General features: G+C 43.4%; 8 protein-coding genes and 1 other RNA gene. 4 read left to right on the top strand and 5 right to left on the bottom strand.

The window, feature by feature from the left end; genetic code table 11:
* Positions 1-122: 122 nt before the first annotated feature.
* Complete coding sequence (locus J5A55_RS01990; RefSeq protein WP_004382499.1) at positions 123-938, bottom strand: hypothetical protein; 816 nt, start codon at positions 936-938, stop codon at positions 123-125.
* Between the two features lie 143 nt (positions 939-1081).
* On the opposite strand from J5A55_RS01990, the gene J5A55_RS01995 reads away from it, so the two are divergent.
* The 3 genes from J5A55_RS01995 to J5A55_RS02005 all read left to right on the top strand — a co-directional run bounded on the left by J5A55_RS01995 (position 1082) and on the right by J5A55_RS02005 (position 5387).
* Positions 1082-2860, top strand: a complete 1779-nt coding sequence (locus tag J5A55_RS01995) for a biotin/lipoyl-binding protein (protein ID WP_004382500.1) — start codon at positions 1082-1084, stop codon at positions 2858-2860.
* A gap of 75 nt (positions 2861-2935) precedes the next feature.
* Positions 2936-3472: an HDIG domain-containing metalloprotein gene (locus J5A55_RS02000; protein WP_039850960.1), complete on the top strand. Its 537-nt coding sequence runs from the start codon at positions 2936-2938 to the stop codon at positions 3470-3472.
* A gap of 619 nt (positions 3473-4091) precedes the next feature.
* The gene (locus J5A55_RS02005) at positions 4092-5387 is read left to right on the top strand and encodes a histidine phosphatase family protein (RefSeq protein WP_039850961.1); all 1296 of its coding nucleotides are present in this window, start codon (positions 4092-4094) and stop codon (positions 5385-5387) included.
* Positions 5388-5502: 115 nt separating this feature from the next.
* Here J5A55_RS02005 and ssrA read toward each other — a convergent pair.
* Positions 5503-5903, bottom strand: a transfer-messenger RNA (tmRNA) gene (gene ssrA / locus J5A55_RS02010).
* Positions 5904-6074: 171 nt separating this feature from the next.
* Positions 6075-7436, bottom strand: coding sequence for a dipeptidase (locus J5A55_RS02015; RefSeq protein ID WP_004382503.1), 1362 nt, complete (start codon positions 7434-7436; stop codon positions 6075-6077).
* Between the two features lie 143 nt (positions 7437-7579).
* Here J5A55_RS02015 and J5A55_RS02020 point away from each other — a divergent pair, with 143 nt between their 5' ends.
* Positions 7580-8911, top strand: coding sequence for a DUF6624 domain-containing protein (locus J5A55_RS02020; RefSeq protein WP_004382504.1), 1332 nt, complete (start codon positions 7580-7582; stop codon positions 8909-8911).
* Between the two features lie 2 nt (positions 8912-8913).
* Here the strand turns inward: J5A55_RS02020 and mfd are convergent, their stop codons facing one another.
* Both mfd and J5A55_RS02030 read right to left on the bottom strand, forming a co-directional pair.
* On the bottom strand, positions 8914-12477 hold the full coding sequence (mfd, locus tag J5A55_RS02025) for a transcription-repair coupling factor (protein ID WP_004382505.1): 3564 nt from the start codon (positions 12475-12477) through the stop codon (positions 8914-8916).
* Between the two features lie 535 nt (positions 12478-13012).
* Complete coding sequence (locus J5A55_RS02030) at positions 13013-15283, bottom strand: cation:proton antiporter (RefSeq protein ID WP_004382507.1); 2271 nt, start codon at positions 15281-15283, stop codon at positions 13013-13015.
* Positions 15284-15496 lie beyond the last annotated feature (213 nt).

Consider the following 15496-nt stretch of genomic DNA (forward strand, 5'->3'; position numbering starts at 1 on the left):
TTTGTTGTGCTCTATTTCACAGAACAAATAACCAGTCCACTTGTTGACCGATCAACTCGTCAACTCGAAGTAACCATAATTTTGAATTATGAATTATGTTTGTTGAGCTAAAAAGAGAGGTCTTACTTCTTTATTGTGTCCTGCTTTGCAGCCTTTGCCTCAGCCTCTTGTGCTTCCTTGTTAGCCTCCATTGCACTCTTCTTACGATGGTATTGCATGACTTTCTTACCGAAGAGAGCAGCCATAGAATCGGCTGATAGGTAACGCATAGAGCCTGCATCAAAGCCAACAGAGTCTTGTGGAATACGGTGTCCGTGCTCATCAATGGTGTCCTTATATATATACAACCAACCGTTGTAGATATGCCAACTGGTGTAAACCGTTACTTTCGGGTATTCTACAGGACTCTCATCTTCTAGGGAGTTTGATTTGAGAATATAACCAACAGGAGATGCTTGGTTATAACTCTTGAGCGTGAATCCATACTCTCGAGGAATGAAGAGAGCTTTCTTCAAAGAGTCACTCATCCCTGCAAGAATCTCATCTTCTGTCTTCGTTGGGTTAGGTTTCAACTTCGGAAGAACCTGAAACGTCCATGTCCCTTTCATCTGTTCAAGGTCGATAACCATAGCTGCTTCGTATGGATCAATAGGGTTCGGAAGAATCGCCAGTTTATCTCCAATCTGTATATCACCATATACCATGTTATTACGTTTAGCCGTCACAATGTCAAACTTTATAGGGTCTCCACCCTCATCCGGGAGGAAGACTATGACCGAATCAGAGCACCCATCACATGCCAGTCCATATCGAGTACTATCACCTTTCAGACTTGTTTCAATGTCTATAGCCCCATGATCACCTGTTGAAGCTTGGTTATAACATGCCGTAAGCAACAATAGAGAGAGACTTAAAAGAGGGAAAAAGAAATTCTTCATGTACGTTGTTTTTATGCTGCAAAGATAGTCAATTATTGCAAAAAATATTGTATGTCAGATGATTTTTGGAATTTTTTATCTAATTTTGCAAGCCGAGATTGCAGGTTGCAATCACCTTCATTTAGATAGAAATAATATAAGATATGGGAAAGAAAATACAGTTCAGTCTCATTTACCGAGACATGTGGCAGAGCTCTGGTAAGTTCCAGCCACGTAAGGATGAGTTGGTACGTATAGCTCCTCTCTTTGTTGAGATGGGTTGTTTTGCGCGTGTAGAAACCAATGGTGGAGCCTTCGAACAGGTTAATTTGTTGGCTGGTGAGAACCCTAATGAGGCTGTTCGTGCTTATACCAAGATTCTGCATGAGGCAGGTATCAAGACTCACATGCTTGATCGTGGCTTGAATGCTTTGCGTATGTATCCTGTTCCTGACGATGTTCGTGCGATGATGTATCGTGTAAAGCATGCACAGGGCGTTGATATTACACGTCTTTTTGATGGTCTGAACGATATCCGTAATATTGCTCCTGCATTGAAGTGGGCTAAGGAGGGAGGCATGACTCCACAGGGAACATTGTGTATCACAACTTCTCCTGTTCACACTTTGGATTATTACACCAAGTTAGCTGATGAGGAAATCGCAGCTGGTGCAGAGGAAATCTGTTTAAAGGATATGGCTGGTATAGGTCAGCCTGCTTTTTTAGGTGAGCTTACTCGTCGCATTAAGGAGAAGCACCCAGATGTGTTGCTGGAGTATCATGGTCACTCAGGTCCAGGTCTTTCAATGGCATCTATGTTGGAAGTTGCTAAGAATGGAATCGATATCCTTGATGTTGCTATGGAGCCATTGTCATGGGGTAAAGTGCACCCAGACGTTATCTCTGTACAAAGTATGTTGAAGAATGCAGGCTTTGATGTACCAGAGATCAATATGGACGCCTATATGAAGGCGCGTGCTATGACACAGGAATTCATTGATGAGTGGTTGGGTTACTTCATTAATCCACAGAATAAGATCATGAGTTCATTGCTTCTTAGCTGTGGTTTGCCTGGTGGTATGATGGGTTCAATGATGGCCGACCTCGGTGGTATTCGCTCTACCATTAATAACCTCCGTAAGAAGAAGGGAGAGGAAGAGCTTTCTGTTGACGATATGTTGATTAGATTGTTTAATGAGGTTGCTTATGTTTGGCCTCGTGTAGGATATCCTCCATTGGTAACTCCATTCTCACAATATACTAAGAACATCGCATTGATGAACCTCCTCACTCTTGAGCAGGGTAAGGGACGCTTCGTTATGATGGACGATTCTATGTGGGGTATGATCCTCGGAAAGAGTGGTCGTGTACCAGGTGAGATCTGTCAAGAGTTGAAAGACTTAGCTAAGCAGAAGGGACTTGAGTTCACAGATGCAGACCCACATACATTGTTGAAGAACAATCTTGAGGATTTCCGCAAGGAAATGGACGAGAATGGTTGGGACTATGGTCAGGATGAGGAGGAACTCTTCGAATTGGCTATGCACCCAGAGCAGTATCGCAACTACAAGAGCGGACAGGCTAAGAAGAACTTCTTGGCTGACCTTCAAGCTGCTAAGGATGCTAAGCTCGGCGCAAAGGTTAGCCCAGAAGAGGCTGCAGCCTTTAAGCATGCAAAGGCAGATGCACTTGTTGCTCCTGTCAAAGGTCAGTTGTTCTGGGAGTTCCAGGGCGATGGTGAGGCTGCTCCAGCTGTAGAGCCATTCATTGGCAAGGAGTATAAAGAGGGCGATGCTTTCTGTTATATCCAGGCTCCTTGGGGCGAGTTCGTCACTGTTCCAGCTGCACTCGGTGGTAAGTTGGTTGAGATCAACGCTAAGCAAGGTGCTAAGGTGAACAAGGGCGATGTTATTGCTTACATTGAGCGTGAGCATGCTGAATAAGTAAAACGCATTAAAAAAATATTAAGTCACGGTCTATTACTATTGAGTGAGACCGTGACTTTTTCGTTTATGACTATGGATTATCTTTCAATCATCAATAAGTATTACCCAACCGACAATGAGCTTCGTCACATCCTCTTAGTTCATAGTCGCAGTGTGGCTGATAAGGCATTAGCAATAGCGACTCATCATCCAGAATTAAAGCTTGATTGTGCGTTCTTGGAGGAGGCCGCTATGCTGCATGATATAGGTATTTTCAAGTGCGATGCGGCTGGCATTCAGTGTTTCGGAACCGAACCTTACATCTGTCACGGGCGTATCGGAGCAGAGTTATTAAGGTCAGAAGGCTTCCCACGCCATGCTCGTGTTTGTGAGCGACATACGGGTGCTGGGATTACAAAAGCGCAGATTATAGCGCAAAACCTCCCTCTTCCGCAGCAAGATTTCCTACCCGAAACGATGGAAGAAAAGGTGATTTGTTATGCTGATAAGTTCTTTTCTAAGACGCACCTAGATCGAGAGAAGACGATTGAACAGGCGGAAAAGAGCCTATTGAAGTTCGGTGATGAGGGTGTTCTCCGCTTCCGTGAGTGGGAAAAGTGCTTCTGTTAGATAGTTTTTTCGGCTGTTTCCTAATCTTTTCTAGTATCTTTTTAGATGATTCGTATAGACGAATTAATTAAGAAGATATTTTACATTCTAAATTTCCTAATTAGCTCTTTCTAGAAACGAATATTGGTTTTGGGAGTCACTAAATACCAATAAACTCAAAACGATAGTACCTTTTTATGAAAAAGTACTATCGTTTTTAGTGAAAAGTACTATCGTTTTTACGAAAAAGTACTATCATTTTTTACGGAAATAACCATTGTTTTGGGCTAAAATATGCTCCAATTTCGTTAAAATCTATCTGCTTTCTTCTAATAATATGATAGCGTTATTTATAACAGATTGGTTATTAGCCTGTTAGAACAACAAGAGTTATTGCTCTCAAGAATCGAATATTTCGAGGCAAAGTAAGTATGCTTTCCAGAATATCGCAGTAATAACCTATCAGATTGGCAATATTATTTTACAAAACAAGCGGGCGTCTTTTGCTTCTATTCATTGTATATTCTATAGAAAAACAACTATCGAATTTCAGTGAAATAAGCTATTATTTAGTTTATTCTTATGTGCCTTTATGGAAAATGCTTACCTTTGTATTGCTATTAGAACAAATCAAAACGATATGAAGAAACATCTTTTTTGGCTTTGCGTGCTGGCATTTTCGGCATCTCTACACGTCACAGCACAATCGTTCAAACAGCAGATTAGTGCTCATCCAGAACTTTCTGCCAACAATTACCTAGCTTATCCGACTCCTTCTGGTAAGCTGACACCTGCTCCGTCAGGCTATTTCCCTGTGTATCTCTCGCATTATGGGCGACATGGTTCGCGCTATCTCATTCATGCGCAGCAATATCTTCGACCGATTGAAACGCTTGAACGGGCTGATTCTGCTGGAGTTTTGACGAATGAGGGGGTAGGTGTGTTGAAGAAATTACGCCTCATGTATGCAGAATCCTATAAGCGATGGGGCGAATTGACCCCTCTGGGAGCACAACAACATCAGCAGATTGCGAGAAGAATGTACGAACGTTTCCCATCTGTTTTTCGTGATTCTGTGTGGATAGATGCTAAGTCTACGGATGTTATCCGCTGTATTCTGTCCATGGAAAACGAACTGCAAGAGCTGATTCGACATAATCCTCGCTTGCGAATTAGGCATGATGCGAGTGCACATGATATGTATTTTATGAATCAATCAGACAAAAAATTGTCTCACCAAAGGGATAGTAGTGCTGTAAAGAATACGATTGACGAATGGGGCAAACGCAATATTGACACAAAACCTTTGATGACTCGCCTCTTTAAGGATAAGGAATATGTGGCAAAGAAGGTGGATGCTGGTCAACTCTCATTCGATCTTTTCAGTCTGGCTAGTATTGTTCAGAACTCGGAAATACGCCATTCGCTTTCATTGTACAATCTCTTTACGTCAGAAGAATTATATCGTCTTTGGGAACGTAGTAATGCTTGGTGGTATTTGCGTTATGCTAGTGCACCGCAAAGCGGAGGTAATCAACCTTTTTCACAGCGCAATCTCTTGCGTAAGATTATCACTGATGCCGATTCTTGTTTGGCACTTCCTCATCCCGGTGCGACACTTCGTTTCGGACATGACACAATGGTTATGCCGTTGACCTGTTTGCTTAATCTGAATAATAGTGACATCAGAGTATCGGATATAGATAGTCTTGACCTGAAAGGTTGGAGTTCTACACGCATTGTCCCTATGGCCGCTAACATTCAATTCGCGTTCTATAAGAATCCGAAGAAGCCTAAGGCTGAAACGCTTGTGAAAGTTTTATTGAATGAAGAGGAAGCAACGCTGCCCCTCCCAAAGACTTCTACACCATATTATTATAAGTGGAGTGACTTCAAGAAGTATTATCTCTCAAAGCTAAACAGCTATCATGAGTAAAGATGTAAGGAATATTCTTGTCTGGTAAGTAGTGTGGAAAGGCAAGATAATATAAAACAGAAAGTAGGGACAGATACCTTTGTCTGTCCCTACTTCTTTGATGTTATTTTCTCAGATGTGGACCTGGTGGGAGTCGAACCCACGTCCGCACAAGGAAACCATACGCTTTCTACACGTTTATTCCAGCCTTCGATTTTCGTATGTCGGCAAGACCTGGACCACCAACCAACATCTTATCCTCTAAATCTTCATCAGTGCATCGAGGCATACACTGACTATTTCCGATTGAACCTGCATCGCTTGATCTCTGGATTCGGAACCACATCCTCGGAGCGATGTCTCGTCCAACTATCTAATAGTCGGATAAAGCCAGTAACCTACTGTACTTCGGTTAGGCAGCGAGAGCGTAATTGTTTTCGCCAATTAATTGTTTGATAGCTGATATTAAGGAGCAAACTAACGACGCTCCGCGTGCTTACGTACCATTCCGTCTTGCCGTCAAATCCAAACAAGCCCATGTGATAGTCGTGCAAAGGTAGTGATTGTTTGTGATAATGCCAAACATTTACTCCTTTTTATTATTGCAGAGTAAAGGTAGGGATATACGATTCGTCCGTCTGGAAGTATGCTTCCCTTAGATCAAACGATTCGTTTATCCCTACCTTTATGATCTCTTTCTAGCCTTCGTTATGCCTCCTTATCGTATTCGAGATGGAAGTTGATAATGGTCTCAATACCCTTCAACCAGAGGTCGACAGGCATATTCTCGTTTGGAGAGTGGATAGCATTTGACTCCAAACCGAAGCCCATCAGGACGCTCTTAGCACCGAGTAACTTCTCGAATGTTGAGATAATAGGAATAGAACCACCAATGCGAACAGGCAAAGGACGCTTTCCGAATACCGCCTCGAAGCCACGTTCTGCTGCCTTATAAGCTGGGAAATCAATAGGACAAACGTACCCATAGCCACCATGATGCTTCTCAACCTTCACCGTAACAGTATCAGGAGCAACGCGATTAAAGTAGTCTACCACTAATTGACTAATCTCATTATGGTCTTGATGAGGTACTAAACGAGAAGAAATCTTTGCGTATGCCTTTGAAGGAATAACCGTTTTGGCACCATCGCCAGTATATCCACCCCAAATTCCACATACATCGAACGACGGACGATAGCCTGTGCGCTCAATCGTACTATAGCCTTCTTCACCGAATAGAGCCTTTACTCCGATAGATTTCTTATATTCTTCTTCGTTAAAAGGAATAGATGCGACGAGTTTACGCTCCTCATCCGAAGCCTCCTCAACGTCATCATAGAAGCCTGGAATACGTATCTTACCATCAGGACCGGTAACGTCAGCTATCAACTTACATAATACATTGATTGGATTAGCCACAGCACCCCCGAACGTACCAGAATGTAAATCGTGATCAGGACCAGTAACCTCTATCTGCCAATAAGACAAGCCACGCAAACCAGTGGTAATAGATGGTACATCAGGGCTGATAATACCTGTATCAGAAACAAGAATCACGTCACAAGCTAACAAATCCTTATGCTCTTCGATGAAAGGAGTAAGACTTCCTGAGCCGATTTCCTCCTCACCTTCGAAGATAAACTTCATATTATGTTTCAGTAAGTCATGCTTGTTCAGATACTCAAAAGCCTTTGCTTGCATGAACGATTGCCCTTTATCATCATCAGCGCCACGTGCCCAAATGTGTCCATCTTTGATTACTGGCTCGAAAGGCTCCGTCTTCCAAAGCTCGAAAGGTTCAGCAGGCATTACATCATAATGTCCATAAACTAATACGGTTTTAGCCTTTGGGTCAACCATTCTCTCTGCATATACCATAGGATTGCCCTTCGATGGCATCACTTCTGCCTTGTCAACTCCTGCTTGTAACAAAAGTTCCTTCCAACGTTCTGCACAGCGCACCATGTCTTCCTTATGAGCTGTTTGTGCACTTACGCTTGGTATGCGTATCAGACTGAATAACTCCTCGAGCATTCTGTCTTTGTTCTCTTCTACATATTTCTTAATCATAGTTCTTTATTTATTGATTTTCTAATGTTCGCAAATTTAAGCATGATTTATGACTTTTGCAAGTTTTTCTTTTGGTTTTATACTGGCTTACTTGCATGAGATAGAATTAATTGATATATTTGCAAAGACTAATACACTCTTTTATGAACAAAGTTATCCTAACAATCGTCCTGTCATCTTTACTATTTGCATGTGGCTCTGCTAAACTTACAGAAGAGCAACGTATGCAGAATGAAATAAGGAGAGATGTCCCCTTTCAATTAGATTCTCTTAAGTCCATCAATAATGATTGTTGGAGTTTTGCCAGCAATGGTATCATCACATTTGAGCCTGATTATGAAATAAGGGATGAGGGCAGTTTATGGGTTTATCATATATTCTTTGATGAACCGAAGCAGGCGCAGCAGTCCAATATAGTATGGCGTAACCTCTTCGTAAAAAAGAGGAAACATCGGATAATATGTGTAGATAGGGTGTTGAAAGATGATAAAACGAAAGGTATAATTTATATTCTTCAGAGTAGGAATAAGTCCTATGCCTCTTGTGGACATTATAATTGGGATGTCACCCGATTGGAACATTTAGAGATAGTTGGCTCTATTTTAGAGGGTATGAAAGACTTAACTCTAAAACGATTCAACCTTTCTTGCAACGCTCCTAAGTTGGTATCTTCAGATATCAAGAAGCCTTCCTCACAGGATGATTATTGGCGTCTTATCTTCCATGCCGACTCTCTTTATGAGCAAGGGCGTTATGATGATGCCATCCGTGTATATACTGAAGCATTCGCAGATGATCGTTACATCTTTCCTTCCAAGTTATCAAGTGTTGCTTATAAATTACGTATGGTTGATAAAGATGAGGCTGCTTATAAGTTTGATAAGCACCGTATAAGAATGGAAAAGGATTACTATCAGATGCCAGACTCTGCCACTGTGCCTTCTTATGAAGATGAGTTTGATAAGCGAGCAGATATCTATAACTATGATTTATCACTGAAGAACCATTTAGAAGAGATGCTTGAACGTGACCAAGCTTATAGGACACAATGGATATTGAGCCGACAGTTGCACCATGAGGAGACACAACGTGATATAGCGTTAAGGCTTCGTGCTGATAGTATTGACTCTCTCAACCAAGTCGAGATAAGGCAAATATTGAAAGAACACGGCTTCCCTAAAAAGACAGAAGTAGGCACTTCTGCTTGTGAGGCAGCATGGATAATCATTCAGCATGCGCCCTTGGATGTACAGAAAGAATATCTACCTATGTTGGAGAGAGCTGCGACAGAAGGGAACATTCAAGCTGCTTTAGTTGCTGCTCTACATGATAGGATTGATGTAAGAGAAGGGCATCCTCAGAAATACGGAACACAGAGAAATAGCAATGGACTATGTCCTTTACTTAATGAGAAGATGGTCAACCAATGGCGGAAAGAGGTCGGACTTCCGCCATTGGATGAATCTGCGAAGTGAACTTAGTGTTTCTGTTTGGTAGAGAAGTCATTATTCTCTTTGTCGATCTCTCTCAATACTTTCACTGCCTGCTCAACGCTCTTCACATCGCTAACTACCATAGATCGCTTGCCATTCTTCTCTTTCAAGTTACACTGGCGGGGATGATAACCGATGTAATTAAGTACCTTACCGAAGGCAGCACTTTGATAGTACATGCTGTTGGGATTAGAGACAAACTGCATCTGCATGCGTTCTTGCTTGAGAATAATCTTCTCGCACCCCAATCGCTTGCCTATGCGTCGTAGCGCAACAACCTGCATCAACTCCTCACCTTGACGTGGAACAGGACCGAAACGGTCTATCAGACGTTGGCGATAAGCCTCTAAGTCCTCATCTTTCTCAATGTTATCTAATTCGCGATAAAGCAACATTCGCTCCGAACTACCGGGTACATAGTTATCTGGGAAGTACATCTCTAAGTCGCTCTCAACAGCGCAATCATCTATAAAGTCATCTCCCGTAATCTGCTTCCCTTCGTTCATTTCCTCCGCATAAAGGTCTTGGAACTCGTCATTCTTTAGTTCGGTGACTGCCTGACTAAGTATCTTTTGATAGGTTTCATAGCCCAAATCCTCCATAAAGCCACTCTGTTCCGAACCCAGAAGATTACCCGCACCACGAATATCAAGGTCCTGCATAGCCAGATTAAAACCACTCCCTAAGTCGGAGAAAGTCTCCAAAGCCAGCAATCTATGGCGTGCATCAGAGTTAAGCGCAGCTAATGGTGGAGCAAGAAGATAGCAGAAAGCCTTTTTGTTAGAGCGTCCCACACGACCACGCATCTGATGCAAGTCAGACAATCCGAACCGATGAGCCTCATTAATGATTATGGTATTTGCATTAGAAATATCAATTCCATTCTCCACGATAGTGGTCGAGAGCAACACATCATAGTCGTAATTCATGAATCCCATGATGATTTTTTCTAGTTCCTCAGGCTTCATCTGCCCATGTCCTATTGCCACACGGCAGTCTGGGACATACTTCTTAATAAGATTGGCTATCTCTGGAAGATTACCAACGCGGTTATTCACGAAATATACCTGACCATTGCGACTCATCTCGAAGTTAATCGCATCGGCTATTACCTCATGTGAGAACGAGGCAATCTGGGTCTGAATTGGATATCTATTGGGGGGTGGTGTGCGCATGATACTCATGTCACGTGCGCCCATCAAAGAGAACTGCAACGTTCGTGGAATAGGTGTTGCCGACATCGTGAGTGTATCTACATTCGTCTTCAACTGGCGTAACTTCTCCTTTGTAGTTACCCCGAACTTCTGTTCCTCATCGATGATAAGCAATCCTAAGTCATGCCACTTTACGGTCTTACCAATCAGTTTATGCGTACCCACAAGGATGTTTATCTTCCCCTCGGCAAGGTCTTCTATCACCTGCTTCGTTTGCTTTGCACTACGGGCACGGGATAGGTAATCCACCCGAACAGGCATATCCTTCAGTCGCTTCTTGAATGTTTGATAATGCTGAAAAGCCAATACTGTGGTAGGTACTAATACCGCCACTTGTTTGTTATCTACGGCAGCTTTGAAGGCAGCACGTATAGCGACTTCGGTCTTACCAAAGCCCACATCACCACAAACCAGTCGATCCATAGGGCGTGCACTTTCCATATCCTGTTTCAGTTCCTGCGTTGCCTTTAGCTGGTCGGGCGTATCTTCATATAAGAACGAAGCCTCCAATTCATGTTGCATAAACGAGTCGGGCGAGAAAGCAAAGCCCTTTTCTCTGCGGCGTTTAGCATATAGTTTGATAAGGTCACGAGCAAGATCTTTGATTCGTTTCTTCGCTCTCTCTTTCAATCTGTCCCATGCTCCAGAGCCCAAGACAGATAACAATGGAGGTTCACCGGAATTGCCTCTGCGATACTTACTAATCTTATAAAGGGAATGAATGGACACATCCACGATGTCATTATGCTGATAAACGAGGCGGATCACTTCCTGATATGAATCGCCTGTAGGCACTCGGACGAGTCCAGCAAACTTACCGATACCAAAGTCAACATGCACAAGAAAGTCGCCAGGTTCCATCTCTTGCAGTTCTTTCATCGTCAGTGCCATCTTGCCCTGACGTGCTTTATCTGACTTGAGGTTATACTTATGGAATCTATCGAATATCTGATGATCTGTGAAGAAACATACTTTTAAGGTATTATCAACGAATCCCTCGTGTATTGTTCGGTTAACGGGAGTGAATGGCAAAGCCCTAACTTTGGTTTCACCTTGGCTATTGGTAGTAGCTTCAACGACTGACAGATTCTCCGAATCGGGTACCATATCTGGGTTAGATAACGATTCGAATATATCTTTCAGGCGTATTGTTTGCTTCTCACTATCCGCAAAGATGTATAGCTTGTAACCCTGTAGAAGATAGTCACGGAGCGTCTTTGACAGTAGATCGAAGTTCTTATGAAATAGCGGTTGAGCGGTCGTGTTAAATTGAATCGTTACATGTTGCCCATCCGCTTTCTTTGCTGTATCACTGATAGAATGGGTCACTCCGAACTCTATGCGACGATAGTTTAGAGCCTCATTCATAAAGTGTGATGCCGTGATGAGTTGCCCTTCTTTACGGAACGCCTGCTCCAGTTCGTGCTGTTCCACCTCTGTCTTTCCCTCCCTCTGCACCGTTAATGCCTGTGCAGTGAAGCCCTCTTTATAAATGTTTTCGATAGCATCACGCACATAAAGGAAGTCTTTGAATGCAAGGAAACTATCGGATGGCAAGAAGTGAAGGAACGGCACTTTCTCTTCTAACAGAGTAGCCAGTTCGGGTACAACCTCTATGTGTTCTAACTTCTTACTTGATAACTGGCTCTCTACTTCGAAAGTGCGAATCGTCTCTATATCATCGCCAAAGAAGTCGATACGATAGGGCAGTTCACCAGAGTAGGAATAAACATCAAGAATACTACCACGTACAGCGAATTGTCCAGGCTCATACACATAATCGGTTTCCGTGAACCCGAATGAGCGCAAGGTCTTCTCTACCTCAACGATATCAATGTGCTGATTGACAGAAAGCGAGAGACGCCGTTCATCTAACTGCCGCTTTGATACAACCTGCTCGGATAGTGCCGAGGGGTCGGTAACAATATAGAGTGGGAGCCTGTTAGTCGTCCCTTTCTCCGTAGCCAATGCCGATAAGCGTGTGAGCACCTCCGTTCGCAGGATTTCATTCCCAGCATCCCTCTGTCCATATTTGACTGCACGACGATAGGAAGAGGGGAAGAAGAGCACCTCTGCCGTGTTGCTCGTGCCGTCTTCGGGCATAGTAATTGTCTTTAAGTCATTATAGAAATAGCCTGCCTCCTCATTATCACTAAGTACGAAGACAATCGTCTTCTTCCATCGTTCGGCTATAGCTGCAAAGAACATTGGAGCGGCTGATGCCACCAGTCCTTGCAGGAAGATGCTTCTCACTTGTTGGTCTTCTTGTATCTTTGTTATCGCCCCCACCTGTGGCAAGATAGCATATAGTTTTTGTATGTCTTGTATCTTCATCGCTTGTGCGTTGTGCCTGCAAAGTTACAAAAAAGTACAGATAGTAAGGCTTGAAATGCGTATAGATTCAACAAGAAGAGGCTCTCTTGCTATCAAGGAAAGCCTCTGCTCTGGTCGAAGAAAGCCTCTCTTCAATGCAAAGGAAGCCTCTCTTCAATGAAAGGAAGCTTACACTCGAATGGTAGTTCTACTTATATAAGACTCGCATGTAGCCTTTATTGACTGTGTTCTACAAGTTTGTATAATGAATTATACACGCCTGTATAACTAATTATACACGCCTGTATAATCAATTATACACGTTTGTATAATCTACTATACACGTCTGTATAATTCGTTATACAAACTTGTAGAACATGATAGGGCTTATAGGAATACGATTGAATACTAACTTAAAACTGGTTTCAAAGTATTAGTAGTGCGTCAAAAGACTGGTACGTAAGGGTGAATAGATATCCTCGTTTGTCCTCCCTTACACATATAAATAAGCCTTCCTGGCACATCCCCCTACTTCGGAGGGGGCTTGTTGAGGTATTCAATTCAGCGTTAGTATCTTCGCCAAATTGCTTTCTTCGCCAACTATCCACAGTACATCTCCAGCCTGTAAACAGCGGGAAGGAGTGATGAGGGTTAGGTTATCTTGCCCTTCATCGACGCCTACTACCATGCAGTTATACTTATCTCGAATGCCACTCTCTTTGAGGGTCTTGCCAATGAAAGGGCTAGATTCTGATAAGGTGACGCGGCGGAGCTTCATTTCTCGCTTCTCTATCTCGGTGTCCTCGGGCTGCTGTTCAGACTTGATGGCTCTTGATAGTGCCGTTAACTGTTCATCATTTCCAATGGCTTGAAGCGTGTCACCAGGGAAGAGGATCGTTTCGCCATTAGGGATGTTGAGGCGTAGCGAGCCACGAAGAATACTACTGATATGCACGCCAAAGCGATTGCGGAGGCGCAGGCTTCGTAATGTCTTACCAGCCCATAGCGAGTCTTCCGGTAGGTTGAAGTTACTGATATGAATATCACGATCAATGAGATGGTCGGCAAAGAGCGGCTTCTTCTTACCCTTCACCTGTGCTTCTATGTCCCTACTTCGTAGGTTCTGTATGAAGAGTCGCTCTAATTTGATACTCCTTTCCTTCAGTCGCCTTGATAGCAACATGAGGATGAGCACACCGATAGCGATGGCAATAATGAACGCATGCTGGAATCGTGTGAGATAGTTGCAGACGTAGAAGATGAAACTGATAGCAATTACGACACGTGCAAGAATGGTTGCTATGAGTGGCAATCGGTTGATTCGCCTATCCATCCATAGTGTCTTGAAAGCTTCAGAATGGTTCTGCTTCATCACTATGGAACGCAAGAAAGGAGAGATGAAAGCAATGGTTAAGAATCCGCAAACAGCATTACCAGCCCAATGCGTACCCGTCCATTCAACAGAGAACTTCCTACAGATTGGAAGCGTGAGGGAGAACATGATCGCTATAACGGCAGCCGAGAGAATACCGTAGATGACTGTGTTCGTCAGCATCTTCTTGATGAGTTCATGCCATTGATTATGCCCAGTTGTATTCTCTTCAGGAGTTTCTGTTTGGATGTGATTGATACGACGCACCCACTTCTTCGGCAGGTGTTCTATGATGAAGTTGTAGCTTGGCTCGGCTGCACGTATCATATAAGGCGTGAGGAAGGTGGTAATAACCGATACAGCAACAACTACTGGGTAGAGGTGGTCACTGATAACATGTAGGGAGAGTCCTAAGGAGGCAATGATAAAGGCGAACTCGCCAATTTGTGCCATGGAGAAACCACAACGCATTGCATTCTTCAGCGATTGACCACCGAGTAGGAAGCCTATTGTGCCGAAGATGGCTTGCCCCAAGAGGATGGTTAGAACGAGTAAGAGGATGGGGACGGCATAGCTGATGAGGATATGTGGGTCGACCAACATTCCAACCGATACGAAGAAGATGGCACCAAAGAGGTTCTTGACAGGGTCTACGAGTCGAATGATTTTATCTGCTTCGATAGTCTCTGCCAAGATACTTCCCATAACGAATGCACCAAAAGCGGCACTGAATCCAACTTGTGTGGATATAACTGCCATGAGACAACATAAGCCCAATGACACAACAAGGAGGGTCTCGCTATTAAGGAGTTTGCGTGTGGAACGAAGGAAGAGAGGTATTGCGAAGAGTCCGATAACAAACCATAATACAAGGAAGAAACCTATCTTGGCTATGCTACCGAAGAGTTGCGCACCATTAAGGTTGGTGCCACTGGCTATCGTACTAAGCATTACCATCATCACAATGGCAAGGATGTCTTCAAGGATGAGAACACTCATCACCGTGGGTACGAAACCTTGCTGTGTGAGTCCCATATCGTTGAGTGCCTTATAGATAATGGTGGTTGAGCTGATAGCAAGCATTCCGCCAAGGAAGATGCAGTCCATCTCTTTCCATCCAAAACTATATCCCACGACGATACCTAAGGTTATCATACAGAGGATAATGGTACTGGCTGCTATGATGGGGGATGCTCCCATCTTGAGTATCTTCTTTATGGAGAAGTCTAAACCCAATGCAAATAATAGGAAGATAACACCTATGTCTGCCCATGTGTGTATGTTTGCCTTATCGACAACGCTCATCAGATAAGGCATGTGAGGCGATACCAAGAATCCAGCAACAATGTATCCCAGTACTAAGGGTTGCTTTAGTTTCTTGAATAATAGTGTTACAAACCCTGCTACAACAAGTATCAGCGCAAGGTCTTTGACGAGTGATGGTAGTTCTGCCATATATGTTTTACCCACCTCCAGCTCCTCCCTAAGGGAGGAGGGCTTGATATGTGGTGTTGATGGTTGTTAATACTTTTACCCACCTCCAGCTCCTCCCTAAGGGAGGAGAGCTTGATATGTGAGGTTGGTTGGTGTTAATACTTACACTACTATGGTATGGGGTTGCTTGTCTGTGGCTATTCTTCAATCTCCTATCAGTGGGAGACAGTGTGA

Source organism: Prevotella veroralis (assembly GCF_018127765.1).
Taxonomy (GTDB): Bacteria; Bacteroidota; Bacteroidia; order Bacteroidales; family Bacteroidaceae; genus Prevotella; species Prevotella veroralis.

Coding starts and splice junctions, on each gene's coding strand:
- J5A55_RS01990 (WP_004382499.1), bottom strand. CDS start 938: ATGAAGAATTTCTTTTTCCCTCTTTTAAGTCTCTCTCTATTGTTGCTT.
- J5A55_RS01995 (WP_004382500.1), top strand. CDS start 1,082: ATGGGAAAGAAAATACAGTTCAGTCTCATTTACCGAGACATGTGGCAG.
- J5A55_RS02000 (WP_039850960.1), top strand. CDS start 2,936: ATGGATTATCTTTCAATCATCAATAAGTATTACCCAACCGACAATGAG.
- J5A55_RS02005 (WP_039850961.1), top strand. CDS start 4,092: ATGAAGAAACATCTTTTTTGGCTTTGCGTGCTGGCATTTTCGGCATCT.
- J5A55_RS02015 (WP_004382503.1), bottom strand. CDS start 7,436: ATGATTAAGAAATATGTAGAAGAGAACAAAGACAGAATGCTCGAGGAG.
- J5A55_RS02020 (WP_004382504.1), top strand. CDS start 7,580: ATGAACAAAGTTATCCTAACAATCGTCCTGTCATCTTTACTATTTGCA.
- mfd (WP_004382505.1), bottom strand. CDS start 12,477: ATGAAGATACAAGACATACAAAAACTATATGCTATCTTGCCACAGGTG.
- J5A55_RS02030 (WP_004382507.1), bottom strand. CDS start 15,283: ATGGCAGAACTACCATCACTCGTCAAAGACCTTGCGCTGATACTTGTT.